The 25732-nt window shown below is 52.8% G+C and carries 22 protein-coding genes; 9 read left to right on the forward strand and 13 right to left on the reverse strand.

Annotated features, from left to right (window positions below):
- Positions 1-301: 301 nt before the first annotated feature.
- The 3 genes from HCG48_RS23580 to HCG48_RS23590 all read left to right on the forward strand — a co-directional run bounded on the left by HCG48_RS23580 (position 302) and on the right by HCG48_RS23590 (position 4679).
- Positions 302-1699 carry an NB-ARC domain-containing protein gene (locus HCG48_RS23580; protein WP_168571357.1) on the forward strand — a complete coding sequence of 466 codons (1398 nt, stop codon included), beginning with the start codon at positions 302-304 and terminating at the stop codon, positions 1697-1699.
- A 313-nt stretch (positions 1700-2012) separates the two neighbouring features.
- Positions 2013-3704, forward strand: a complete 1692-nt coding sequence (locus tag HCG48_RS23585; protein ID WP_168571358.1) for a serine/threonine-protein kinase — start codon at positions 2013-2015, stop codon at positions 3702-3704.
- A gap of 60 nt (positions 3705-3764) precedes the next feature.
- Positions 3765-4679, forward strand: a complete 915-nt coding sequence (locus HCG48_RS23590) for a hypothetical protein (RefSeq protein ID WP_168571359.1) — start codon at positions 3765-3767, stop codon at positions 4677-4679.
- Between the two features lie 60 nt (positions 4680-4739).
- Here the strand turns inward: HCG48_RS23590 and HCG48_RS23595 are convergent, their stop codons facing one another.
- The 3 genes from HCG48_RS23595 to hcp form a co-directional block, all read right to left on the reverse strand.
- On the reverse strand, positions 4740-7364 hold the full coding sequence (locus tag HCG48_RS23595) for a CHAT domain-containing protein (RefSeq protein ID WP_168571360.1): 2625 nt from the start codon (positions 7362-7364) through the stop codon (positions 4740-4742).
- A 235-nt stretch (positions 7365-7599) separates the two neighbouring features.
- Positions 7600-7803 carry a hypothetical protein gene (locus HCG48_RS23600; protein WP_168571361.1) on the reverse strand — a complete coding sequence of 68 codons (204 nt, stop codon included), beginning with the start codon at positions 7801-7803 and terminating at the stop codon, positions 7600-7602.
- A 141-nt stretch (positions 7804-7944) separates the two neighbouring features.
- Positions 7945-9591 (reverse strand): hydroxylamine reductase, encoded by a 1647-nt coding sequence (hcp, locus tag HCG48_RS23605; RefSeq protein WP_168571362.1) that lies wholly within the window; start codon positions 9589-9591, stop codon positions 7945-7947.
- A gap of 119 nt (positions 9592-9710) precedes the next feature.
- Between hcp and HCG48_RS23610 the strand changes: the two genes are divergently transcribed.
- Positions 9711-10424 (forward strand): Crp/Fnr family transcriptional regulator, encoded by a 714-nt coding sequence (locus tag HCG48_RS23610; RefSeq protein ID WP_168571363.1) that lies wholly within the window; start codon positions 9711-9713, stop codon positions 10422-10424.
- Positions 10425-10856: 432 nt separating this feature from the next.
- Here the strand turns inward: HCG48_RS23610 and HCG48_RS23615 are convergent, their stop codons facing one another.
- The 10 genes from HCG48_RS23615 to HCG48_RS23660 all read right to left on the reverse strand — a co-directional run bounded on the left by HCG48_RS23615 (position 10857) and on the right by HCG48_RS23660 (position 20346).
- Positions 10857-11123 (reverse strand): hypothetical protein, encoded by a 267-nt coding sequence (locus tag HCG48_RS23615; RefSeq protein WP_246259730.1) that lies wholly within the window; start codon positions 11121-11123, stop codon positions 10857-10859.
- Positions 11124-11157: 34 nt separating this feature from the next.
- Positions 11158-13434: a heavy metal translocating P-type ATPase gene (locus HCG48_RS23620; RefSeq protein WP_246259732.1), complete on the reverse strand. Its 2277-nt coding sequence runs from the start codon at positions 13432-13434 to the stop codon at positions 11158-11160.
- Positions 13435-13927: 493 nt separating this feature from the next.
- Positions 13928-15514: an Hsp70 family protein gene (locus HCG48_RS23625; RefSeq protein ID WP_168571364.1), complete on the reverse strand. Its 1587-nt coding sequence runs from the start codon at positions 15512-15514 to the stop codon at positions 13928-13930.
- 18 nt (positions 15515-15532) lie between these two features.
- On the reverse strand, positions 15533-16057 hold the full coding sequence (locus HCG48_RS23630; protein ID WP_168571365.1) for a nucleotide exchange factor GrpE: 525 nt from the start codon (positions 16055-16057) through the stop codon (positions 15533-15535).
- Between the two features lie 9 nt (positions 16058-16066).
- Entirely contained in the window at positions 16067-16294 is a 228-nt protein-coding gene (locus tag HCG48_RS23635; RefSeq protein ID WP_168571366.1) for a DUF2997 domain-containing protein, read from the reverse strand.
- Between the two features lie 87 nt (positions 16295-16381).
- Positions 16382-16576, reverse strand: a complete 195-nt coding sequence (locus HCG48_RS23640) for a hypothetical protein (protein ID WP_168571367.1) — start codon at positions 16574-16576, stop codon at positions 16382-16384.
- Positions 16577-16857: 281 nt separating this feature from the next.
- Positions 16858-17652, reverse strand: a complete 795-nt coding sequence (locus HCG48_RS23645; RefSeq protein ID WP_210437120.1) for a peptidase — start codon at positions 17650-17652, stop codon at positions 16858-16860.
- 33 nt (positions 17653-17685) lie between these two features.
- Positions 17686-17916: a preprotein translocase subunit SecG gene (gene secG / locus HCG48_RS23650; RefSeq protein ID WP_168571368.1), complete on the reverse strand. Its 231-nt coding sequence runs from the start codon at positions 17914-17916 to the stop codon at positions 17686-17688.
- A 117-nt stretch (positions 17917-18033) separates the two neighbouring features.
- Positions 18034-19632: a 2,3-bisphosphoglycerate-independent phosphoglycerate mutase gene (gene gpmI / locus HCG48_RS23655; protein WP_168571369.1), complete on the reverse strand. Its 1599-nt coding sequence runs from the start codon at positions 19630-19632 to the stop codon at positions 18034-18036.
- Positions 19633-19974: 342 nt separating this feature from the next.
- Positions 19975-20346, reverse strand: coding sequence for a hypothetical protein (locus HCG48_RS23660; RefSeq protein ID WP_168571370.1), 372 nt, complete (start codon positions 20344-20346; stop codon positions 19975-19977).
- Positions 20347-20822: 476 nt separating this feature from the next.
- Here HCG48_RS23660 and psb27 point away from each other — a divergent pair, with 476 nt between their 5' ends.
- From psb27 to HCG48_RS23685, 5 genes are all read left to right on the forward strand, one after another.
- Entirely contained in the window at positions 20823-21218 is a 396-nt protein-coding gene (gene psb27, locus HCG48_RS23665) for a photosystem II protein Psb27 (protein ID WP_168572047.1), read from the forward strand.
- Positions 21219-21679: 461 nt separating this feature from the next.
- Positions 21680-21841 carry a hypothetical protein gene (locus tag HCG48_RS23670; protein WP_168571371.1) on the forward strand — a complete coding sequence of 54 codons (162 nt, stop codon included), beginning with the start codon at positions 21680-21682 and terminating at the stop codon, positions 21839-21841.
- 5 nt (positions 21842-21846) lie between these two features.
- Entirely contained in the window at positions 21847-23367 is a 1521-nt protein-coding gene (locus HCG48_RS23675) for a glycoside hydrolase family protein (protein ID WP_168571372.1), read from the forward strand.
- 159 nt (positions 23368-23526) lie between these two features.
- The gene (locus HCG48_RS23680) at positions 23527-23964 is read left to right on the forward strand and encodes a secondary thiamine-phosphate synthase enzyme YjbQ (RefSeq protein ID WP_168571373.1); all 438 of its coding nucleotides are present in this window, start codon (positions 23527-23529) and stop codon (positions 23962-23964) included.
- A gap of 105 nt (positions 23965-24069) precedes the next feature.
- The gene (locus tag HCG48_RS23685) at positions 24070-25389 is read left to right on the forward strand and encodes an efflux RND transporter periplasmic adaptor subunit (RefSeq protein ID WP_168571374.1); all 1320 of its coding nucleotides are present in this window, start codon (positions 24070-24072) and stop codon (positions 25387-25389) included.
- Positions 25390-25732: the final 343 nt, after the last annotated feature.

The raw sequence follows: 25732 nt of genomic DNA on the forward strand, positions 1-25732 counted from the left end.
CGGTAAGCGTTAAAGTTCCTACCTTGGAATACGTCGCCAGTCCCCTGCTCTAGAACCAAACCGTTAAACCGTCGTCCGAGGGGTAAGACCGTGCGGTTTGGGAACTACCGACCGATAACATTGGCGAGGCGCTATGACGCCGGGCACTTTAGGTGGCTCCGGCTCACCGGAGCAAGCGAAAACTGCACCTCTTTTCGTTCCCCCCACGAGGGGACGGCGATTAAAACCGCCCGTGTCGTTTTTCCTCCCCGGTCTGAAGACACGGGGCTTCTAAACTTACCGGAGATTTCGTGAGAATCCAATGATGTCCCTCGACTCCAAATACCAGGAATTTCTCGACGCACAGGCCAAACATCACGCTTTATCTCATGCGGAATGGGAAGCCCTCAATTTAGCCGTAACAGGTCACGAAATTAGTGCCATTGCCGAACAACTGCACGTCCGACCGGAAGCGATCCGCCAGCGACTGAGTCAAATCTACCAAAAATTTAACATTCAAGGACGCGGCCCGGTCAAACTGGCGAAACTGCAAAAACTCCTGCAGCAGCGCTACCAAGAACATTGTATCGCCCGCGAAGCGGAACTAGGAAGTTGCTGCTGCGATCGCCTCGGGAGCGCCATTCCCCAGGATTGGGGCAACGCGCCCGATCTGAGTAGCTTTTACGGACGCGAGGCGGAACTGGCCACTCTAAAGCGCTGGATCGTTGGCGATCGCTGTCGCTCGATCTCCATTTTAGGACTGGGTGGCATCGGTAAAACCAGCTTGGCGATCGCCGCCGTCAAAGAAGTTCTCGAAGCGGGAAACTTCGACACGCTCATTTGGCGATCGCTCTCCCACGCACCGACCCCAGAAACTTTACTCGACGACCTGTTGCTGCGTTTCTATCCAGAAACCTTCGATCCGCCTGCGGCGATCGCCACCAAAATGACCCTCGTCATCGAAGGGTTGCGATCGCGGCGCTGCTTAATCGTCTTGGACGACGTCGAAACCATTTTACGCCCTGGCGACCGTCTCGGACGCTACCAAAGCGGCTACGAGGTCTACGGACAACTGTTTCAACGCGTCGGAGAATCGCCCCATCAAAGTACCTTCCTGATTCTCTCTCAAGAAAAACTGCGAGAAATCTCCTTACTCGCCGGACCGAATCAACCGGTGCGCTTGCTCAAACTCGACGGACTCAAACTCGAAGATGCCCGACAATTGCTCCAGGAAAAACACCTGAGCGGACAACCGGAACATTGGCAAGAGTTAATCGATAATTATCGCGGCAATCCCCTCGCTTTAAAAATTGTCGCCACGACGATTCAAGAAGTGTTTGGTTGCAGCGTGGATCGCTTTATAAAATACAAAACCTTGGTGATTAAAGACCTGTTTCTCGAAGTACTCGAACGACAATTCGAGCGTTTATCTCCCTTGGAACAAAAAATTGTTTTTTATTTAGCACAGAATCAATATCCGCATTCTTTAGAACAAATTCACCTGCAAATGAAAACCACGAACTTGAGTCATTCCGACTTAATCGAACCGTTGGAATCCCTAAGCGGGCGATCGCTGATCGAAAAAACCAAAAATCACGAAACCCACGAACCCCTGTTTACCCTCCAACCCGTGATTCGCAAATATGCGATCAAATACCACCTCGCCGAAATGGAAGTCAGCGAGAGTGAGGGCGCCGCGATCGAACCGACCCGGTTATAAGATCCAGCCGACGGCGATAGGAGGAGTCGCGCACGCGAAAGCGCCGTGCTAATCCTCCTCGTTCGACGCTCTCCCCTACGACTCTCCCCCCATATGCTGCGACGCACCAAGCCCCCGACTATACTTTACGATCGCGCGACCGTCGCATCTCCGCCGCCCCTACTTTTCGCCGCTCCCTACGGTTAGCCTCTCACGGTGGCTACTACTATTTTAAAAAGTTAGAATAGTTATATATTTTCAACCCCTTCTCGATGGTGTCGTTTCTCTAGCTAATTTTTCGGTGAAATGCTTTTGTAACCATTTCCCTTAATATGTGAAATACTGTATCAATCCAGCCTGTCAACACCGTCAAAATTCCGATGCTGCCCTATCCTGTCAGGGATGCGGCACCGATTTGCTCGTGGGCGGACGCTATCGCCTGCTCCAGCCATTGCGATCGCTCGAAGGTCATTACCCCACGGAACTGTTCGAGGTAGACGATCGCGGTACCCCCAAAGTAATGAAAGTGCTGGTACAACGGCGCCCGGAAGCGATCGAGATGTTCGAGCGCGAAGCCCTGACCTTACAATCCATCCAGGCTCCGGGGATTCCTCGGGTGGAACTCGACGGCTTCTTTAGCGTCTCCCTCCCCGACAGCACGCGCCCGGTGTACTGCTTGGTCATGGAAAAAATCGACGGCGAAACCCTAGAGCAGTGGTCCGCGCGTTGGGGCAAACTCCCCCAACGCCTCGCCCTCAACTGGCTCAGACAGCTCATCGCCATTTTAGATTTACTGCACGGGAACGGCTGCTTTCACCGCGATATCAAACCCTCGAATATTATTTTGCAACCGGACGGTCAACTGGCGTTGATCGACTTCGGTTCCGTTCGCAACGTCACCGATACCTACCTGGCGAAACTCAAAGGTGGACTCGCCGTGACCAGCGTCATTTCCGGCGGCTATACCCCACCGGAACAAATCGAAGGGAAAGCCCTCCCTCAATCGGATTTTTTCGCCCTCGGGCGCACCTTCGTCCACTTGCTTACAGGTCAATCCCCCGTCGATTTACCCTCCAATCCCAAAACGGGGAGGCTGATTTGGCGCGATCGCGCCGAACAGGTTTCCAAACCCCTCGCGGATTTTATTGACGAGTTGATGGCGCCGTTGCCCCGCCAGCGCCCTCAAGATACCGCCAGTATCAGACGTTACTTGAGCCGTCGGGGTTTGTGGCTGCATAGTATATTGGGGATGCTGCGATCGCCCCAGATGAAATATAGCCTTCTCGGACTGTTGGCCTTCGCGCTCTTGTATCGGTTCTCTTTCCCTACCCAAGCGCAATATTACTACGATCGCGGTCTCGAAGCCTACCGACAGAAAGAGTACGAACGCGCCCGCCATTATTACGAACAAGCCCTTGAATTCCATCCTACCGATCCGAAAATTTATAATAATTTAGGATTGTTGTGCGCTAAGGAATTTGACTGGGCTTGCGCTCAAGAAAACTATCAAAAAGCCTTGGATCTCAATCCAGACAATCCATTCACTCAGTATAATTTGGGGGGACTTTACGACGATTCCGGCAACTTCGAGCAAGCCGAACGCTTGTACCGTCTTGCTAGCGAATCCCCCAATCCGGTGACCGCCCACGCCTTGAGCGATTTAGCGCGGATGCACATTTTACAAGGGGATACCGAAGCGGCGATCGCCTTGAGCGAACGGGGGTTAAAAGCAACCGACCGTCCTAAAGTTAGGGCGGCATTATATAAAAATCTAGGTTGGGCGTTCTGGATCGAAAACGATTACGCCCGCGCCGAATCGCACCTGCGAGCGGCGATCGCCGCCAACCCCGAACGGAGCGACAGTTACTGTTTGCTCGCCCAAGTTCTCGAAGCTCAAGGCGATCGCGACCCCCCCCTCATGTATTGGCAAAATTGCCTAAAGCAGAACCCCCGCATTCAATTAGACCTGCTCGCTTGGCAAACCCTCGCCCGCCAACGACTGAACCAGGCGCGAGGCGATCGTTAACCGACCGTCCACTTGCTTTCCTTATTTCCATCCATCCCATCTCTGGAGGCAGAATAGTCGATGAAACTCACTGGCTACCTCGGTTTGTGCGTCCAAACCCTTTTCGGACTGATTCAGTTTTTCGAGATCGCCCAACCCTTGAGAGCGATCGAGCATTCTCCGTCCCTGGCGGGCAACCTAACGACCGATTCCTGTCAGCGAATCGGACGGGTCTTGAGAGCGAACGACAATTCCCTGATGTCCGCCGAAAATACTGCCCTATGCGTCGAAACCGTCATCCAAACTCCCCCCGGTCGTCAATTGAGCGCCCTTTGCTTTGAGAATCTCGAAACCGTCGTGATTCCGGCAGGTCAGACTTGGCACGGTGGCGATCTGTGTCCCCCGGTTGCTCTCGTCTGCGACGAGGAACGCGGCTGCGCCCCTGAAGATCCGCGCAGCCCGGAAGAGCTACAAGACAGTCCCAGAATTGTCAGCCCGTACAACACGGCCTCGATCGACGATCGCCCTACCTTCTCCTGGAAGCACATCGCGGGAGTCGATTACTATATCTTGAGAGTAGAAGATTTAAGCGGTAGCGACCAGAACCGAGAAAGCCGCTACACCCCCTCCGCCATGACAACGGGGGATCCGATCGAATTTCAATATCCTTTTGACAAGCCTTTAACCCCAGGCAATGAATATATCACCACGGTCGAAGGGATTAGCAATACCAGCGATCGCCGGATCGTCAGATCGAGGAGTTACTTAAAAATGCTCGACCGCAAAACCCACAGCCAGATCGATCGCGCGATCGCCCAACTCGACCGTCTCGACCTTTCCCCCCGCGAACAACTGCTCGACCGCCACGCCATTTATATTAGCCACGAGTTGTTCGATCTCGCGATCGTCATGCTCGAAAACTGGATCGCAGACCATCCCCACGATTCCGAGATCGTCGGCTTACTTGAAGACCTCAAAAAAAACCAACAGATTTAGATGTAAAATCTACAATCTACAATCTACAATTCCCAATTTTTTACACAGTTACGATCGCTCTCAATGCCAGTCTCCCGCGAGAATAAATGCCGCCCAATAGTAAGGTAAATGATAGTTTTGGTCGCGATATTGGGGATCGTGTAAAAACGTTAGTTGAGTCTGACGCAACGCCTCCGCTTTCGTGAGGTTTGACTGGCGCCAATGGCGGTAAAACTCGCGCATGAATAACGCCGTCGAACCGTCGGCGACCTTCCACAAACTGGCTAAGGTACTGCGCGCCCCGGCTTGAACCGCGACCCCGGCTAGACCCAAACCGCCGCGACGGTCAGATTTCGCCGTTTCACAGGCACTCAAGACCAGTAAATCGATCGGAAAAAGACTACTTTCGATCCGGCGTCGGACGAAGCGATCGAATTGACGGACGTTAATCGGGTCGTCGAAGGCGAGAATAAAGGTCTTTTGAGGATCCGAACTGAATTCACCGTGAGTGGCAATGTGAACGATCGAAAAATCGGCGTGATTGATTTGTTTTTCAAAAGCATCGCGGGTAAAGTCTTCGTCCAAAAGAATCTTGCTGTCGCCGATTTCTGCTTGTACTTCCTGTAATTCTCTCTTTACCGCCGGGAGTTCGTCGAAGTTCGTTCCAAAACTCGGACCGTTTCTAACTCCTGCCAATAAACCCCGGGGTTCGGACGAAGTTGGGGGCGGATTCGAGTCGAGCTGCGATCGCAAACTAAACGCCAAGCTATATTTTTCAATTAAATATTGGCCTTGTTCGTCTTGCAACATGGCCATCGGAATAGTTTGTAGCAAACTGTCAGTAACAAACACTAAAGTTCCCGAATCGGGCAAGAGATCGCGAGTGGGTTGAATTAAAAGTTGGTAGAGTTCGCGAGCGGCTTTAGCGATTTGTTCTTGGTTAATACGAGGATTCAGTGAATACTCTTCTATAAAAAAATTTAAAGATTTAATTTGTCGTTTGACCGCCTGCCATGGGACTGAGTAATAGTAAAATTGCCGTTCGGAAGCATCGGGAACCTTGACTACGATCGCGATCGAATTGTACTTTTCTAAGACGATCGCGTACAGAATGGCTGCAGGGTTGTCTTGGAGGTCGGAGTCGGGCTGACTTTCGATCGATAAATCACAACCGAGAAAATTTTCTAATTCGGCCAACCCGAAGCGATCGATGAGTTGAGCCACGGTTGCGAGTCGATCTTCAAAGGGTTCCCATTTCAAAAGGACAAAAATATAGTCTTCATAAATATCTCGGACGGTTTCTTGAAAAGAAAACTGTACTTCTCTTTCTAGGGAAAGTAAATCTTGGCGAACTTGCTCTACTTGTTCGACTGCCATTTCGTAAGCGGCGATCGCCATGGGAATTTCTCCGAGACTGTAGGCGATATTTCCTAACTGTTGTTGCCAGCGATAGCTCAGTTCTGGAGCGGCGATCGCTTCCGACAGTACCACCGCTCGTTCGGTCCATTCTCGGGCGAGATTCAAGTTACTGTGTTTCTGGTAGAACATCCCCATCAGACCGGAGGCATAAATCTCGGTCTGAGTATGGTTCAATTGGCGAGATGCGCCCAGAGCTAACTCGATTTGGGCGATCGCCTCGCGACTGTATTGGCGATCGCCCCATTGCATTAAAGTATGGGCAAAATTGAGCCGCGCGTAGATTTCCTCAATCGCCGATAAGCCGGAAAATAATAACGGATCGGCGACTAACTGCTCCACGGTCGGTTCGATTTGAGCGTCGAGCTGGCGCCACTCCTGAGTCAGGATCGCATTGTCATCCTGTCCGGCACCTTCCTCCTTCAACCACTCGGCGATCTCGACGAGCAAACTCAAGGCATTGAACAGCGCTTGAGAGCGGGTGCCGTTGGCACTTTCCCACTCATTCTCCCTTCGTCCTATACGGCGATAACGCTCCAGGGTTCCCTTACCCAATTCGATCGCTTTGATGCGATCGCTGGATTGTTCGGTACGGTCGTAAAAACTGCGCTGGCGATTGTATCGCGCTCGTTGGGTGTTCGCCAAGCTCAGTTCGATAATAGCGATCTCCCGACCCGAGCTCCACGATCTCGCCAGTTTCAGGGCTTGTTGCAACACCGTTTCCGATGCTTTCAATTTGCCGATCTCGCGCAAGATTTCCCCCAAATTCTGTAAGGCGAGCTTCTCGATTGCCGTGGAAAGACCGCAGTGCGACTCCGTACAAGCCAACTCGAACCCATCCTCTGTTTGGGCTTCACACAAAAGATCGCCCCCCTCAATCGGGAGAATCCCAACTAATACTTTACAAGCACGACGATATTGACCTTGGGTTTGGAAAACTACACTTTGGTTGATCTGGCTTCCTACGATCCCGTCACGATCGCCCAACTGGCGATACAGTCGTTCCGCTTCTTGCCACAACTCTAAGGCTTTTTGGTAGTTGCCCCGGGCAAAGTATTGGTGTCCCTCCCGGGTTAACAGGCGAGCTTGACGCCGCCATTGGGAGGACGGCGCGATCGTTTGCACCCGAAGCAGTTCCGAAGTGAGCGGGTTCGGGACGAACGGCAATGCGATCGCGCGTTGAGTCATTCCTTCGCCAAAAATTGTCCAGAGGAACAGGGCGGTTCCTCCCGCGATCGAAATAGAACGTATCCTAGCGCACCCCCGACGCTCCAGCCAAGGTTCTAGCATCTGAAATTTATAACAACCCCTGAATTGTCTAGAATCAGTCAACAGCGCACTTCTGACCCCTACTTGGCGCGATCGCCTCAGAAGTGACCGAACCACAGAATCGGTTCTTTACTCTAGTTGATGACTGGCTATCAATATTTTCTCAGGCTTTTTCTGGGCTGGGGAGAACTTGCAACCGTTTGAAATGTGCGATATCGAGATCTTGCCGATTGAGAATCACGAAACCCAATCCCTCTCAACCATCGGGAAACTGCCAGCAGCACAAATGCTCGACATCCGAACTGCCACACTCCGGACAATCCGCCTCTTCTGAAGAATCCACCCATTCGGCATCGCAACGGCGACAGTGGCAGAAAATGTTATTGCGATTGGCCTGTTCGATCCCCTGTTGCCATTCTTTGAGACCTTCGGAGTCGAACATTTTGGGAATTTCAGACATTTCTCGAACTCGGGTAGATTTTAGATTGTAGATCTAAGATTTTAAGTTTTAGAGTTTATTGATTAGATCTCAAATTTTAATTACAAATTGCAAAGCGGGCAAGGATGCCCGCCCCTTTTCTAACTCCTGGCTTCTGCCTCCCTATACCGTCAATTCCAAACAAGCGGCCAAATCTTCATCCGGCGTCGAAATTGCTTTGAGGCCATATTTTTTCGATAACAACCCAAACACATTCGGCGAAATAAATGCGGGCAACGTCGGACCCAAGCGGATATTTTCGATGCCGAGATATAACAAGGTCAGCAAAATCGCCACCGCTTTTTGTTCGTACCACGAGAGAATCATCGACAACGGCAACTGATTGACCTCGACCCCGAAGGCATTCGCCAATCCCAAGGCAATCTGCAGGGCCGAATAGGCATCGTTACACTGTCCCACGTCCATCAGTCGCGGAATGCCGCCGATCTCGCCGAGGTCTTTGTCGAAAAAGCGGAATTTTCCGCAAGCTAAGGTCAAAACTACGCAATCGGACGGCACTTTTTCGACTAATTCCGTGTAGTAATTGCGGGTCGGTTTGGCCCCGTCGCAACCGCCGACGAGGAAGAAATGACGGATTTTACCTTGTTTGACTGCTTCGACGACTTCTCCCGCCACGCTTAAGACTGCATTGCGCGCAAATCCAGTCATCACTTGACGGGAATCGCCCGTTTCGGTAAAGCCGGGTAAATTTTGGGCGATCGCAATTAACGCCGCGAAATCGTCATTTTTGATATGAGGCAAGTCGGGCCACCCCACCGGACCGAGAGTATAGACTCGATTTTTATAACTCTCGTGAGGGGGCATCAAACAGTTGGTGGTCATCAGAATCGGACCGGGAAAGGCGGCGAATTCTTTGGTTTGATTCTGCCACGCCGTCCCGTAGTGACCGTACAGGTGCGGGTATTTTTGTTTCAAACCGGGATAACCGTGGGCGGGCAGCATTTCGCCGTGGGTGTAGATCGAGATGCCCGTTGCTTCGGTTTGTTGTAACAAGTGTTCCAGGGCTTTGAGGTCGTGACCGGAGACTAAAATCGCTTTACCGACGCGCGGACCGAGGGGAACGGCGGTGGGGACGGGATGACCGTAGGTTCCGGTATTGCCCGCGTCGAGGAGTTCCATGGTCCGCAGGTTAATTTCGCCGAGTTTGAGGGCGAGATCGACCCAATCGTCCAAGGTTAGATCGTTGCGGTCGAGGGCGGCTAAGGCTTCGTGACAGAAGGCGTAAACGCGATCGTCTTCTTGGGATAATTCTCGGGCGTGGTAGGCGTAGGCGGCGATCCCTTTGAGTCCGTAGAGGACGGTTAATTTTAAGGAGAAGATATCGACGTCGATCGCCGCTTTGGAGATAAATTCGTATTCGAGGTCTCGTCCTTGTTGGATTAACTCGTCGAGTCCGGTGGCGGGTTGGAAAGTGGCGGCGCCTTCGGGAATCGTCGCTTGGGGGGCGATCGCCTGTAACTGCTGTTTTAAGCCGTCTCTCAAGGCGATCGCGCGATCGATATAATTGACGAAGCTTTGCGGGTCGAAATTGACGTTCGTTAAGGTGGCGAATAGGGTTTCGCAACTGAAGCGGTCGGCGTCGCGATCGATGATACCGTAGTCGCGGGCGGCGATCGCCACCTGTCCCAATCCGCGTAAACTATGAATTAATAAGTCTTGTAAGGCGTCGAGTTCGGGGCTTTTCCCACAGGCGCCCCACTGATAACATCCTTCGCCTCGGCTGGTTTGTTCGCATTGGGTACAATACATGACGCTTGTCTCCTGATTCGCTTTCCTCTGCTTATCCCCACTCTAGAATCGCGATCGCGGCGTGACCTTGACTTAAGTCAAGAACTGATTTTTTCCAGGTTGTTTTCTCTCAATTTCCGATGAAACCCGCCGAATCTTCTCTTGCCGAACTCGTCCAATTTTTGGCGACCACCCAACTTTTTGAGGGTCTTCCTCTCGAAGACATCGAAGCGTTAGCGGCGATCGCGGTTCAAAAAATGTATCGCAAAGGTGAGATTTTATTTTGGGAAGGCGATCGTGGGATTGGCTTTTTTGTTTTAATTCGAGGTCGGGTTAAGGTTTTTAAACAATCGGCGGAAGGCAAAGAACAAATTTTAGGCATTTTTGCGACCGGGGAGCATTTCGCCGAAGTTCCCGCCTTTGACGGCCAAGCTTTTCCGGCTTCGTCGGCGACGTTGGAGCAAACTCACGTTTTATTTTTTCCGAGGGTTGCGTTTTTTCAGTTAATGCAAGATCGACCGACGTTAGCGATGAATTTGTTATCGGTTTTTGCTCGAAAGCTGCGCCGTTTTAGCCGCGCGATCGAGAGTTTATCGTTAAAAGAAGTTCCGCAACGGTTGGCGGCGTATTTACTTTATTTAAATGAGTCGTCGGGCGATCGCGCTACGATGGAGTTGGATATTACCAAAGGACAATTAGCCGCTTTTTTAGGCACGATTCCGGAAACGCTTTCCCGGGTTTTCGCCCGTTTGGTCGCCGAAGGGGCGATCGCGATCGACGGTTCGACGATTACCTTGTTAAATCGAGATAGGTTAATCGCTCTGGCTGAGGGTCGGGTTAAACTTAAAAGTTAATGATTCTTCGATCTTTTTAAGTCATAAGCTGCTTCTCTTTTAAAATGCACAGGTGTAAGGAAGCGATCGTGTTTCCTGCAACATCGGAACAACTATAGCAATCCTAAATGATTTGTAACCTATGTAGGGAGCAAGATGCTCCCACTCCCAGGGGTTTCAGGTGGATCGCCCTGACTCGACTGATTTAGGAATGCTATAGATGATAGTTTTAGGAACATTATTGACTTAAATCATGTACAGTGATTCTCGCAAAGATGCGATAATTTGAGGGGAGGGAAGCTCGCACTCCTAGATCCATGGCGATCTATCTACCTCATACATCCGAGAAACACTATATTTTAAATGTTTAATAGCTTAAAAACCTCGGCAGGAGTTTATCGAGTTTGCTCCTGCCTACATCTGTTTTATCGATCGCCCTAACTTCTAAATCCTTCAAACTTCCGGACGAGAAGCGGCGAGTTCGGCTTTGGCTTCGGAAACCAGTTCTTTACTGCCTTCATAAGCGACAATACCGCCTTTAACTGCCGTTTTGGCGATCGCCTTACCTGCTTTTTTGACGGCGGGAATGGCGATCGGAGCGACGACGAGGGCGCCGAGTGTTCCTAATAAAATCCATCCCATCCCCGGCACCGGACAGCGAAGCCCAAACGGACAAGTTCTCGCTAATTCTTCGCCGAATTCATATTCCCATTTCATCATGTCTTTATCCTCAAATTAGTCCTCTTTTTACGGCTTAATTATCCCTACCTTTAAGTAAGGGGCGCAGTCCGTTGACCCCAGCCGCGATCGCCGATCCGTTATGGACCACCGCCGCCGCTAACGGATGAAGTCCTACGGTCGTTGCTAACAATAAAGCCGCCACATTTGGAATCACCGAAAGTCGGGTATTTTCACCGATCAATTGCTGGGTTTGTTGGGCTAGGGCGATCGCCTTGACCAGACTCTCTAAATTGTTTTCCATCAACACCACGTCCGCCGTTTCCCGGGCCACTTCGGATCCTTCGCCAAAGGACACGGAAACATCCGCATAAGCCAACGCTGCCGAGTCATTAATCCCGTCGCCGACAAACGCCACCGTTTTTCCCGATTCGTGCAGTTCGCGAACCACCGCAGCTTTTTGTTCCGGGAAGGCGTCGGCGTGAATGTTCTCCGTGGCGATCCCCAATTGTGAGGCAACGGTAACGGCCCGTTGGCGGCAATCTCCGGTGAGAATGTGAATGTCGATCCCTTGCGCCTGCAAGGCTTGAATCGTCCCTTTCGTTTCGGGACGTAAGGGGTCGGTATATTCGATCGCCCCGAGTAATTCACCATTGCTGGCGACGTAAATCGCCGCCGATCCGCGCAAGTCGGGATACACTTCATAGATCCGTTCTAGGTCGATCTGTTCCTTCGCCATGAAGCGATCGCAGCCGACGCGAACCTCTTCTCCCTCAATTATAGCCCGCACGCCGAGACCGACTTGATAATCCCAGCCATCGCGCTCTAACGCCTCTACCCCGCATTCTTGGGCGTAATTGAGCAGTGCACAGGCGATCGGATGCGTGAGGCGTCGTTCCGCAGTGGCGGCGAAAGCTAACAACCGTCGTGGGTCGGCACCGTGGATCGTTCTCACTCCAGTGACGACGACATCTCCCTGAGTGAGCGTCCCGGTCTTGTCAAACACCACGGCATCTACGTGAGCCAGTTGTTCCAAACTGCGCCCGCTTCGGATGAGGATGCCGCGCCGTGCTGCCGCACTCATCGACGCCAGTACCGTAGTCGGCACGGAAACGCGAATCCCGGTCATAAAATCGAGGGTCAGAATTGCTGCGGCTCTCGCCATGCTTCCCGTCACGACTAAGACCCCGGTCGAGAACGCGAAGGCGGGCAAAATCGCTTTGTCGGCCAGTTGGGCCGCGTAGTTTTCCATGCGCGTATCGCCGACGGGAGCCTCTCGGACGAGGGTGATACTTTGTCCGGCGCGAGTATCCAGACCGGTTTTCTCGGTCAGGATATACAAATGACCTTCGCGTACCAACGTAGAGGCATAGACCGGATCGCCGACCGATCGCCGCACGGGAACCGACTCGCCTGTGAGTTTTTGCTGGTCGATCGTGGCTTGACCCCGGAGGATCGATCCGTCGATCGGGATTTGTTCGCCGGGATAGACGATGACTGTATCCCCGGGACGGACGCGATCGAGGGCGATTTGCACTTTCATCCCGTCCCGTTCTACCCAGACGACGCGATCGAGGGAATCGATCAATTCCGAGGCGTGGCGGGTCGTACTGCGGGCGGTGCGATCGCGGATCAGGTCCCCGAGTTTGTGCAGTAACAAGATCGTCGAAGGGGTGAGCGGATTGCCCTGTAACGTCGTCAGGGTCAGGGCCATCAAGTCGAGACAGTCGATGTTAATCCGCTTATCTTGCCACAAACTTTCGAGGGCTTTTTGCGCTACGGGCAGACTTCCGACGGCGATCGTCCCGACCACGGCTAGGGTCGGAATCGGCAACCCCATCGGTCCGGCGAGCAAGGCGAGGAGGCTGGCGACCAGGGGCAATTTCAGTTCGGACCAGGCGCTTTCCGCCTCCCCGTCGCCGTCAGCTCCCGGCGCCGGGACGATCGCCGTCGCCGCCAAGTCGATCAAGTTGCCCAAATGCTGCTGCATCTCCTCTACGGAAACGCGATCGCCGTGATAGTGGAGGGCGACGGACATCGCCTGGGGTTTCATGCGGACCTCGGTGATGTACTCGTCAGCTTCGAGCAACATTTGCAATCGGTAGACGTAATGAGCGTCGCAACCGAGGCGAGGTAACCGCAACCGCAACCGCCCGGGAATACTGTGAATCACTTGATGGGGAATCCCCGGGCGCGCAGTCCGTGTTGACGGAGTTTGAACGGGGGAAATCGGTGAGTGCAGCGCTTCGCTATTGTCAAGGGCTTGGTCGATGGATTTGACCAGTGCGAGTGACCCTTTTTGCCTTGCGACTTTTTGTTGAGACTTGAAATGGACTGCGAGGGCTGCTGCCATGATTTCCCCCTAAGATTTGTCAATTGAACTTAGGTTAACTGAAGGTTAATTTCTTCTGAATTCAGTTTAATTCTCTGGGCCATAGAAAAGCAATTTTGTAATAGTTTGTAAGCTTTGATTTTTATTAAAAATCATTTTCGTTAACGGGCGATCGTTCTCGTTTGCCTCCCCTTGAAATTTGGGGTCGCGACGGGGGACTTGACGGCACAAAGCTAGATTTATCGAGGGTTTTCAGCCAAGCTACCCCTAAATTTCAACCCCGGCAAAGGGCGATCGCCTCTGCGGAAAAATTGCCTCGATACAGGGCTGTGATTTACTTTTTTGCCAAAAAATAGAGAAGGATTGCAAGTAGAAAACTTTGTCAATAACGCCAAGATTACAGAGATTTTCTTAAAAATTCTATAAGTTTGGGGTTAGGTTCCAGGGATTTTAACCGAAGCGACTACGATTTACTCGACCCCCCAAACCTTGCCAGTTATCCCCAGTTTTCGGCTTAGTGTAATTTGGCGATCGCCGAGCGCTCTACCAGTAATTCCCCGGTTAAAATATCGCGAACTGTCACTAACAACACCCGCATTTCGTCAATTTCAAATTGAACGGCGATGCGATCGAAACCAACTTGTCCGGGGGGGTCGAGATGGGCGATACACACATCGGGATCCCGTCCTTGTAGGGAGCGAAATTGAGTCTGTTTTTGCAGCGCCGTGCTGCTCATTTGACCTTCGGGGTCGAAAATCACCTCGGCTGCGGTAATTTCGGCGACTTCGCCAATATCCAGGCGAATTTCCCGTTGTCCTTCCACGGCGACTTGCAAAACCAACGGGCGATCGCCTGCGGTGGGATAGGAGGTTCCTTGTTCAAAAATCGGCCAATAAGAATAACTTTTACTATACGGTTCCCACAGTCGGATCGCGTAACTGTGGCGCAAATAGTCTTCAATTTTAACGTGGCGTTCGAGGGCTAAAGCACCATGGGCGACCGCTTCAAACGGCTTGTCTATTTTGACTTTCTGCCGTCCGAAATAAGAAATTATCAACTGAGCGATCGCGGGAATCAAACAACTGCCGCCGACTAATAAAACCCGTTCGATCTCCCGTTTGCTAATCCCTTTACTCGTGGCGATCGCTAGCACTTCGTCGATCGCCTCGCGCAAGCGATCGAGTAAACCTTTGCGTTCTAAAAGCTCTTCTAACTGCTGGCGGCTCAATTCAATTTTATAGGCTTGAAAGGTTTCCTCGTCAAACCAACTTTCTCGAACCATTTCTGTTTGAGAAAGCCGAATTTTCAAACGTTCGGCAATTTCGAGTAACTGCAACCACCCCATTTCGCCGACTTGCGATCGATTCGATCCGATCTGACGCAAATAATCTTCCACGATCCAGCGATCGATATCTTCTCCGCCGAGATAGGCGTCGAACTTGGCGATCGCTTGCGCCCGAACCGTGGACGGGTCGCGATCTCGGGCGCCCCATTCCACGGTGCGAACTAAGCTCAAATCCAGAGTTCCGCCGCCGAAATCGACGACCAGGACGACGGCGCCGGGTGTTTGCAGGGCATATCCCAACGCCGCCGCCGTAGACTCGTCTACCACTTGCACCGATCCGACGCCGAGAACTTCCCCCATCCCTCGTATCCATTCTAAATAGCGGTCGAAGGCGCCGACGGGAACGGTAAAAATGGCGCGGGTCGGGTCGATTCCCAGGCGGTGCAGTTCTTCCCAGATGGCCAGAAAAAACCGTTGGGCGATCGCCTGCGGGGTGTAGGCGATGCCGTCGATTTGGCGCGGCGGCGGCTGGAAGTCGGCCACCAGAGCGCGTTTGAAGCTACGAAACAGGCGATCGGGGTCGGCGGCGTCCAAGCGGCGCGATCGCACCGCTTGACCGAAGGTGAGTTGTTGGTTCTCGCCGCAAAAAACCAGGGAGGGAATCACGGGAATTTCGTGGCGATCGCCGGAGCCGCGATGGAGGACGAAGCTGCGCGAAAGTCCTTCAAATTTAAGGGTTTCTGGGGTTTTGCGGTCGGGGCTGAGAATGCTGACGACGGTGTTGCTCGTGCCGAAGTCGATCGCGACTGCTGTCATGACAAATGTCTGGATGGTTTAGTCGATCCCTGGCGGTAAGGTCCGGCTGACTTTCGCCGGACACAAGATGCGATCGCCCTGACGGTACCCGATAAAGCGAATGTAAACCAGTTCCCCCGGTTGGATGCTGTCGGTATCGGCTTGATGCCATTGAGGATTGTAACCGACTCGTTCCCACGGCGTCCCGATCGCCTCGTATCCCCAGTTTTCTAAAACCGTTGCTAGGGGAGTAAATAAAGCGATTAAATTTCGCGCCGGAAGGTCGGGTTTTTCCCGGGCGAATTGACACGCACTCGGGTATTGAGTCAGCAAACTTTGCAATTGCTCGAAGGTGTCTCGATGCACTTGTGCGGTAATCTGCTGTTGCTGGTCGGACAATTGGGCGCGCAAGCGATCGCATTGTCGTCGCAACTGCTCTACTTCGTCGGAGATCGCCGTTGGGTCGGGGGCGGCTTCGCTTTCTTTTTTTAACGTAGAAATTAGCGCCAAACTGATAACAAACAGAACCCCACCGAAGGCGAACAAATTCGGATCTTCAACCACGGAAATCCCTTATTCCTCCTGTCGGATCGAGGCGGTGCGATCGCCCGTCAAGTTTTCATACCCCTCTTGGCGATCGTGGTAGTATTCTGGCAATAACTCCCGCGATTTCACCTGACCGAGTGCCGCTTCTAATCCGGCGGTGATTTCCGTACAACGCGTCCCGGACCCCTCGATCGCGGTTTCGATCGTGTTGCCGTCTTTCCCAATCCGATATTCAATTTTTTGATATTCTGCCATAGAGAGAACTCCAAAACTTTCTGTCCCCTTCGCCCTCGCCAACGAGGGTAGAGGCTGTCTCTAGTTTACGGAAGTTCTCAGGATTTTTCACGCCCAGAAGCCGCCTTCAGGAAAGAAGGGAACCGCTTTCCCCTGTTTTTTCTCCCGCTTGCGGTTGTGATTTTCCAGTTCGCCGTGGGCGTGAGTTAACAACTCAAAAACTGATTCCCGCGAGTGGTTGAGCTTGAAAAATTTGAGATCTCCCGCTACCGTTAACGGGGCGACAAAGGCAATGGAAGCCACTAAACCTCTTTGAATCGGTTTCCAAGTCAACAGTGAAAACATTTTTAAAACGTCCCTAAAATCTAAAGTGCCAACCGCCTGCAAGGCGTTCGATCGGTGGGCTGCAGCTTTTTTAAATATTGATTGAAGAATTCTTATGATTAATATTAGGTTATCTCTATGCACCCTTCAAGGATGGCACAAAAATATTCACAATCCTTGACATTATTTTATAATATGAGTCGCACTTTTGGATGCAATTCAAGGTATAATAGAGAGTTGGCTCTCTCAGGAAGAGCGATTTAGGGGGTTGGGTGAGCCTGGCACGGGATTTCCCAAGGGCGAAGCTGGCGGGTGGTTGGGGTATCGGGAATCGGCCACCCCACACAGGTCGGCTGACGGTAAATTCGTTGCAGGGTATTGAGGTCCCGTGGGGAAATTCCCGGCGGTCGGGAGACTTGCGAGAAATACATCACGTCGGTCTGGCGATCGCTGTGTCCCCAGATACCCAAAGCGTGACCGAGTTCGTGGCGGGCGGCAGCTTTGAGATAATCCCCGGTTTGAGTGGGACTCAGGAAAATTTCGCAGTGATGGGTGAGGATTCGCCTCCCGGAGTCGGGGCGATCGCCAATTTGGTAGCGGGTTTGCGCCGATCGCGCCCGCAACAGTTCCCCGGTGGGCGACAGGCGCACGGGAGGACGGCGCGACCAGATCGTAATATCGGCGCCTTCGGGGTCGCCAACGAGGGTTAAGGGAAAATAGGCGCTCCATTCGGCCACTACTTCGCCAACCCCCTCGTTCCAGTCGCGCGATCGCGGCAAGTTCGGCGCCAGGGGTTCGATATAAACGGTAACCGGAAAGCGGGACCAAACGAGATAGCCGACATCGAGGGGGACGACTTCGGAGAAATAGTCACCGCGATCGCTCTCGTCGTACCATCGAGCGAGGGCTGGGGGCAGGGGATGGGGACGGGCGACGATCGCCCCGGACGCCTCGGAACCGGGAACGCGCAGGGCCGCCGCCGCGATCGCCCAACTCCAACAAACGAGAGCGACCGCCAGGGCGGCGATCGCCGTTTTCTTCCTCAGCCAACTCATTGCACGAAGCCGCGATCGCCGACTTGGCAAAACCTAGCCCAACCATCCGGCGCTTAACACGATCGTTGTTCCCATAAACACGATCGTCAGCCCCCAGGTAATCCGGTTGAGGCTCGTTTCCGCACTTTTGGCGCTGGTAAACAGTTGGGCTTGTCCGCCAATCCCACCAATACCGTCGCCTTTGGGGCTGTGCAGCAACACCAAAATAATTAAGGCGATCGCCGAAACCAGCCAAATAATTTCTGTCAGTTGGGTGATGGTCATAATTGCTACTGCTCAACAATGCTCGTTATCGATCTCGATCCGCCAGGGATCCAAACAGCCCGAGCCTCCCAAAACTAGGGAGGCATTACGAGTCACTCGCTCGGTTCGCGATCGCGCCTACAGCGAAATCTCGACGGGTTTGCGACTCGGTTGGAACTTAACCCGACTCGAAACAATCATAGAACGTCCGGTCATCTCTGGCGGTTGCGGCAGACCCAAAATCTCCAAGATCGTCGGGGCAATATCCGCCAGACAGCCGTCCTCGCGCAAGGCGACTTCCGTTCCGTGTCCCGGAATCTTCAAGCCTTCCCCTTCCACCAAGATAAAGGGAACGGGATTGGTCGTGTGGGCGGTCCAGGGATTACCTTGTTCGTCTTGCATATATTCGGCATTGCCGTGATCCGCAATAATAATCGCCGTTCCACCCCGACGGGAGATCCCCGCCAGTAAGCGTCCGATATTGCGATCGACCGTTTCGATCGCCTGAATTGCCGCCTCAATTTGCCCCGTATGACCGACCATATCCGGGTTGGCGTAGTTGATCGCCACAAAAGAATAGATCCCGCGATCGATCGCGGCGAGGGCGGTGTCCGTCACCGTATCCGCCGACATTTCCGGCTGTCGGTCGTAGGTCGCCACCATCGGCGAGGGGATTAATTCGCGGTCTTCCCCTTCAAACGGTTCTTCCAGACCGCCATTAAAGAAATAGGTGACGTGAGCGTACTTCTCGGTTTCTGCGGTACGGAATTGTCGCAAACCGCGATTGGAAATTACCTCGCCGAGAATCTGACTGAGATTTTGTGGCTCGAAGGCGACCAACACCGGGAGTTCGCTGTCGTATTGGGTGAAGGTGACGAAGTTCAAGGGCTTAATCTGCTCGCGCTCGAACTCGTCAAAGGCCGGATCCACAAAAACTTGAGTGAGCTGTCTGGCGCGATCGGGTCGGAAGTTGAAGAAAATGACGCCATCCCCCGCTTCTACCGCCCCGGGGGCGATCCGCGTCGGCATCACAAATTCGTCGGTGATCTCTTCGGCATAAGATTGCTCTAACAACTCGATCGCCGATCGCCCGTCCCCCGGTCCGTCTTGGGTCATGACTCTATACGCTTTTTCGGCTCGATCCCAACGGCGATCGCGGTCCATCGCGTAGTAACGACCGCTCACCGTGACGATTTTACCCACGCCAATACGCGCGATCGCCTCCTCGATTTGCCCGACCGTCTCTATCCCTGACGTCGGCGAGGTATCTCGACCGTCCGTAATCGCGTGAATGCAAACGTCTGAAATCTGCTGTGCTTTTGCTAAATCCAGCAATCCGATTAAGTGGCTGATATGGGAATGAACCCCGCCTTCGGAACACAGACCGATTAAATGGAGTTTTCCTCCGCTTGCTTTGACCTCATGACAGACTTTCACGAGAGCGGGATTACTCAGCAAGGAACCATCTTCGACGGCATCCGTAATCCGCATCAACTCTTGTTTGACAATCCGTCCGGCCCCGATGTTCATGTGGCCGACTTCCGAATTGCCCATTTGACCTTCTGGCAGCCCGACAGCTTTCCCCGAGGTTTTGATTAGGGTACTCGGGTAGGTCTCCCAAAGGCTGTCCATCACGGGTGTATTGGCAGCAGCAATGGCATTTCCTTCAGTTGAGTCACTGTAGCCCCAACCGTCTAAAATGACTAGCACCACCGGAGATATAGGTGCTTGCGCCATACTCAGTCACCCTTTCTTTTGTGATTTCTCCGCAATGATAGCATCTCCTCCGGGTATCCTCCAATCGGCTCGGATTCGGCAGCGTCGGTTCCTACAGGTCGGGGAGGTCGGTTGGAGCGGCGAACTGTACGGTTCGGATCGGGGAGGGGGTTTGGGGTGGCGTCGTTTACACGGCTCGGCTGCTTTTCCCGATCTGGGGTGGACTCGTTCGTGGTTTTTTCAATTGCTTTAACCCGAAATATGGTGCGTCATCGAACGACGCGCGATCGCCTTCAAAAGTGAACCGATCGCGGCGATTTTTTGGTGCTTGCCGACTCGATTTCGGGGAAAACAGAATCCATTTTAAGGTTGAAATATCCAGATTAAAGCGTATTCCTTTCGAGGGCGATCGCTCTCTAAAAAATAGATAATTTTCTTCCGGCTCGATCGCCCGTCATTCTTGGCGTTTGGAAAGGAGGAGATCGGCGATCGCCACGTCGGATCCCACGGTTTTAAAATAGAGTCGTCGTTCGTTGAATTCTCACGTGAAATAGCGCACCCGATCGGGTCGTTATTCGGCGATCGCGATCGGGCTAAAGGTAAGGGGCTTAGGGGAGTCGATCTCCCTCCCCTCCCGGCAATCTCCCGAGCGATCGCCCCCGAGATCGAAACCAACGGCGATCGCCGCCGCAACCGTTGCCAAAAAACACCCCACGATTTTATTTTGACTTGCAAAACTATCGAGTTTTAAAAAGCTCGGAAAGTCCGGTTGAAACGGAATTTAAACCCGAACAAACCATGACCTCCGGTGCAAAAAATGAAGGGGCGATCGCCGGGGAGAGAGAGGGAGGAACCAGGGCGAGGCGATCGGCGCGAAACCTCAGCTAGCCGCCGATCGAAGCCGCCCCTCAACAGGAGCCAAACCCGATCGATTCGATCGCAATCCTTACAGATCGGGAACGAGATCGATTCAGATTAATTGACAAAAATGATTAAAACTTCTAATCGATCGAAATTTTCCTCGATTCCTATTGGCGGGTTCGGTCTGAAATCGCCGCCAAGCGGTCATTTGCCGAGAGAAATCTTATCCGTTGTAACAGACGATCGCCCCCGATTGAAGGGGGAATCTTTAAGAAATTGCGATCGCCCGGTACGATTCCGAGATAGGATCGATGTTAATTTTAATTACAGCCTCTTGTCTGATGATGTCCATAAAGAAAATATTCTCCCGCCTGTTCGCCTTAGTTTTAGTGGTAGCGATCGCTTTAGTCGGTTGTTCCAGTAGTGGGAGCCTCACGGGAAACTACCAACAAGATACCCTCGCCTTAGTTGACAGTCTGCGAACGGCGATCGAACTACCGGAAGACGCCCCCGAGAAAAAAACTGCCCAAGCCGAAGCGCGCGATCGGATTAACGAATTTTTCTCCCGTTACCGTCGCGATCCTTCCGTTTCCAAACAGGTGTCATTTACTACCATGCGAACGGCGATCGACAGCTTGGCCGGACATTATAACTCTTACCCGAATCGTCCGATTCCGAGCAAATTAAAAAAACGACTCGAACAAGAATTCCGACAAGTTGAATCTGCAATCCAACGAGGCGCCTAAAACTGACGGCGAGGGAAGCGCCCGAAGCAGCCGCTCGAGCGCCTTCTCTCCCTCGAATTCGTTCGTCCGTCATCGGCTCGACCCATTGAGAGCGAGCGTCCTGACCTCATTTGGTTCGACTCCCTCACACCGAGCCAGTCTTCTCCATCACCACCTGCACCCATCGAGCGCACGGCTGAACTGCAGACCAAATAATCCGGTTTCGATCGCAAGCAGTGGGAACAGATCGACAGGAACTCGGGGTGCCACCGTTCATCAATTCGATCTGTTCGATCGCGCAAAACAGCTTTTCCCTTGCTCGAAACCGCCACCGCAAGGGTGGCGATCGTCCATCGACCCCTCATTGTGGTTTGTCGCACTGGCGTCCGACCTCAATCGAGGTTCGTCCCTGGGGAACAGACTGACAAGATGAATCGTTTCACGATCTCTGGCATAACCGAACGACCCCATTAAATTTTCCCGTGTCCTTCTCGGATGCCCCCAATGCAGCAACTGGAGGCGATCGCGAACCTCCCCACCCCCACCGTTCGGACATCGACCCGATGGGTGCGATCGTTGTGGATTCCCAAATGCTGCGACGGCTGCGCGATCCGAGCGTCTGCCCAAATCACTCAATTGTCTAACTGCGATGCAACACTGGCGATCTTTGTACGGCGCTCTCGCCGGACTCCTCATAAGTACCTCCCTCATCCCCCCGGCATTCAGTCAAGTCTCGAATGCCCAAGGTGGCCCGACCTGTCAAGCCACTGCCGAACAAATTGCCGAAAAAGATCGATTGCGGCAAGCCGCCCTCTCTGGCGACGAGACAGCCCGCCAAGCTTACCAAGCCTTTCTCGAAGCCGAAGGCAAACGCCTCGACGAATGCCGCAACAAAACCTGGCCCCAAGATCAAGCCCTCTGGTTGAGACTGTATCCGTGTGACGCCCAACCCGGACAACTTGACGCCTTACTCGATCGCGTCGTCAACAAAGGATACAACAAAGTTTTTGTCGAATATTTCTATGACGGACAGGTCTTATTACCTGCCACCGACAACCCCACCCCTTGGCCCTCGGTCATCCGCACCCCGGGCTACGAAAATGTCGATTTATTAGCGGAATCCATCGAAAAAGGCCGGGAACGTGGTTTAGAAGTCTACGCTTGGCTGTTTACCCTCAATTTCGGCTATACCTACTCCCAAATGGAAGACCGACAAGGGGCTCTAGCGCGCAACGGCGAAGGTCAAACTACCCTCAGTATCAACCAAGACCCCGCCTTACACGACCAAGTGGGAGCCAGTCACGCCAATCATGCCTTTATCGATCCCTACAGTCCTCAAGCCAGACGGGACTACAGTTGGCTGATTGACGAAGCCCTCGAACGTCAACCCGATGGCGTCTTGTTCGATTACGTCCGCTACCTGCGCGGTACGGGTCCGGCCTCTGTAGTCTCCAAACCTTCCGATTTGTGGATTTACAGTCAGGCGTCCCAACAAACCCTCCTGCAACGCGGCATGAATCAAAAGGGACGGGAATTAATTCGCCGTTTTATCACTCAGGGATACATCAGTGTTGGGGATATCGAAGAAGTCGATAAAATGTATCCCAACGAAGTCGAACCCCTCTGGCACGGTCGCACCCCACCGACGACCAAAACCCTCGCCCCCCCTGCCCAAAGACAGCCGCTTTTGCAATGGGAACTGTGGTATCTCAGTGTAGCCCACGCCGTCCAAGGGGTTCTCGATTTTGTCGATGCGGCTGCCGAACCGATTAAAGAGCAAGGACTTGCCGCCGGAACGGTCTTTTTCCCGGGGGGCAATCGCCCGGTCGGTGACAAAGGATTCGACTCTCGCCTCCAGCCTTGGGATCGCTTCCCCGCTTGGATGGAGTGGCATCCGATGGCCTATGCCAATTGCGGCGATCCCTCCTGTATTATGGATGAAATTCAGCGCGTCGTCAGCATGGCCCCTGAAGGCACACAGGTGATTCCCGCCTTAGCCGGGGATTGGGGACAGTCCGTGAGTAATCGTCCGTCTCTGGAAGCCCAAATGTTTGCCTTGCAACGTCAGTTTGGGTCTAAAATTAATTCGGTCAGTCACTTTGCCTATTCTTGGCAAGAACCGGACTCCGATCGCGATCGCAAATTCTGTCAGCTTCCATCGCCTCAATAATATATTTTCCCAAATTCAACCCTTAAGGGGGTCGATCCGAGGGAGACTGTAGGTCTCCCTTGGATTTTTGCGTGCAAACTTGGTCAAACGCCGATTTTAGGCTTAAATCTGGTAAATTATCAAGTGAATTACATTTCAAAAAGTTGACGCGATCGGCTCATGCGCTTGACCCACAATTTCTTAAAAATTGAAACGGGCGAAGGAATTTGCATCTATAACATTACGCCGCAAATTCAAGAACTCGTCGAAAAACACGGCATCAGACAGGGAAATGTCACCGTTATTTCTCAGCATACCACCACGGCTTTAACCATCAATGAAGCCGAAGAACGATTGCTCGAAGATATTAAAACGTATCTCAAAAAATTAGCTCCCCCGGAAGATCGATATTTACATAACGACCTTCATTTACGCGACGTTCCCGAAGACGAACCGATTAACGCTCATTCTCATTTAATGGCAATGACCATGGGAACGACGGAAACTATCCCAATTCTTAACGGTAAATTAGCGTTAGGAACCTGGCAATCGGTGTTGTTATTAGAGTTAGACGGACCGCGCACGCGCAAGGTTTTAGTACAATTCTGGGGAGAATAAATCGATCGCCGATCGCGATCTAAAAAAATAAAGGTTCAACTCTAAAATCACAATGTCCAATTAAAATATAAAACTAAACTGCCCCATTAAAATTCTTGCGCTCTAATGAATCACGTTCGCTCCTGGGTCGCGCGTTCTCCCCAAACCCTCCTGAAAGTCGGATCGATCGCCGTGCTGACGATCGCCGCCTTGGGAGTCGCCAGTTGTCAGGCTACACCGGAAGCAGGCTCCACCCCAGGGGGACGAGGCAACCCGGAACGCACCGAGAACAACCAACCGATCGCCGTCGATATTGCGCTCGCCGAACGGCAGCCCTTACGAGAACCGATCCAATATACCGGAACGACGCGCCCGGTAGAGGAAGTGAGCTTGCGATCGCGCGCCGAGGGACAATTACTCGACTTGAGAGCCGATGTCGGCGATTTCGTCACCCAGGGCGAAATTCTCGGACGCATTGACGATACCTTAGCCGTCGCCGACGTGGTTGAGGCGGAAGCGGAACTGGCGGCCCTGCAAGCGGAAGTCCAACGGTTGCAAGCGGCGGTCCGCGACGCGCGATCGCAAGTCGAAAGCATCCGCCTCGACCTGGAACAAGCGGAAAACGACGCCGAACGCCTCCAGTGGCTTTACGAAGAAGGGGCCTTGTCCGAACAAGAAGCGGAACGAGCCCGAACCTTAGCGCGCACGACCCGCCAAGATTTAGAAGCGGCGAGAGAGCGGATCGGCACCCAGGAAAAAGCGGTAGAAGCGGCTCAAAAGCGGGTTTTGGCCCAAGAAGCGGTGCTGGCGGGATTGCGATCGCGCCGAAACTACAGCGTGTTGACGGCCCCCGTCTCGGGTTCGGTGGTCGAACGGTTGGTGGATCCCGGGAGTTTCGTACAAACAGGCGGCGAAATTCTCAAAATCGCCGATTTCAGCCGCTTGGAGGTCGTCGTCAACCTTTCCGAACTAAAACTCAATCAAATTCGTGCCGGACAAACGGTTAACGTGCGTTTAGATGCATTTCCCGAAGATAGCTTTTTCGGCGAGATTTCGCGGATTTCTCCCGCCGCCAACGCCGAAACCCGTCAAATTCCCGTAGAGATTATCTTGGATAATACCGATCGCCGCCTCGCCAGTGGCTTGTTGGCGCGGGTGAGTTTTGAAGCGGGCCGCACCCAGTCGGTGGTGTTACCCGAAAGTGCCTTGCAGACTGGAGAAACCCGGGCGAGATCGCTGCGCGAAGGCAGTGAGGCGACGGTGTTCGCGATCGTCGAAAACGAGCAATCGCCTCGGGTTGAGGCGCGTCCGGTGGTCATTGGGGAGCGGGTCGATGGCAAAGTGGAAATTCGCGCGGGCTTGGAATCGGGGGAACGGGTGGTCGTCAGAAGTAGTAAACCCTTGAAGGACGGCGATCGCGTGCGCCCCAGCATCCTGTCCGAATGAGCGATCTGGACTCGGAACACAGGGCGATCGCCCGGATATTGATGTAGATCGCGCATCGATTATATCTGCTTTTTGCATAATAATGCCCGATTTTGCTACTCTCGCTACAACTTTTCGCAGGTAAAAATGGGATTTCTACAAATATTAAGACGGGGTTAAAACGATTCTTGAGGAATCGATAACCTTTTGCTCGAAAGGTTACCAAGATTTCGATCGTTCGGCGATCGTGGACGGCGGTTCGCCAAAGCGATCTCAAACTAATTTTTAACAGCAAAACCGTTGAATCATTGGTGACCCAGTCAGCATAAAGCTGCCTTTATTTTTGTAGACTTCCTCTCATTTA

This window comes from Oxynema aestuarii AP17 (genome assembly GCF_012295525.1).
GTDB classification, from domain to species: domain Bacteria; phylum Cyanobacteriota; class Cyanobacteriia; order Cyanobacteriales; family Laspinemataceae; genus Oxynema; species Oxynema aestuarii.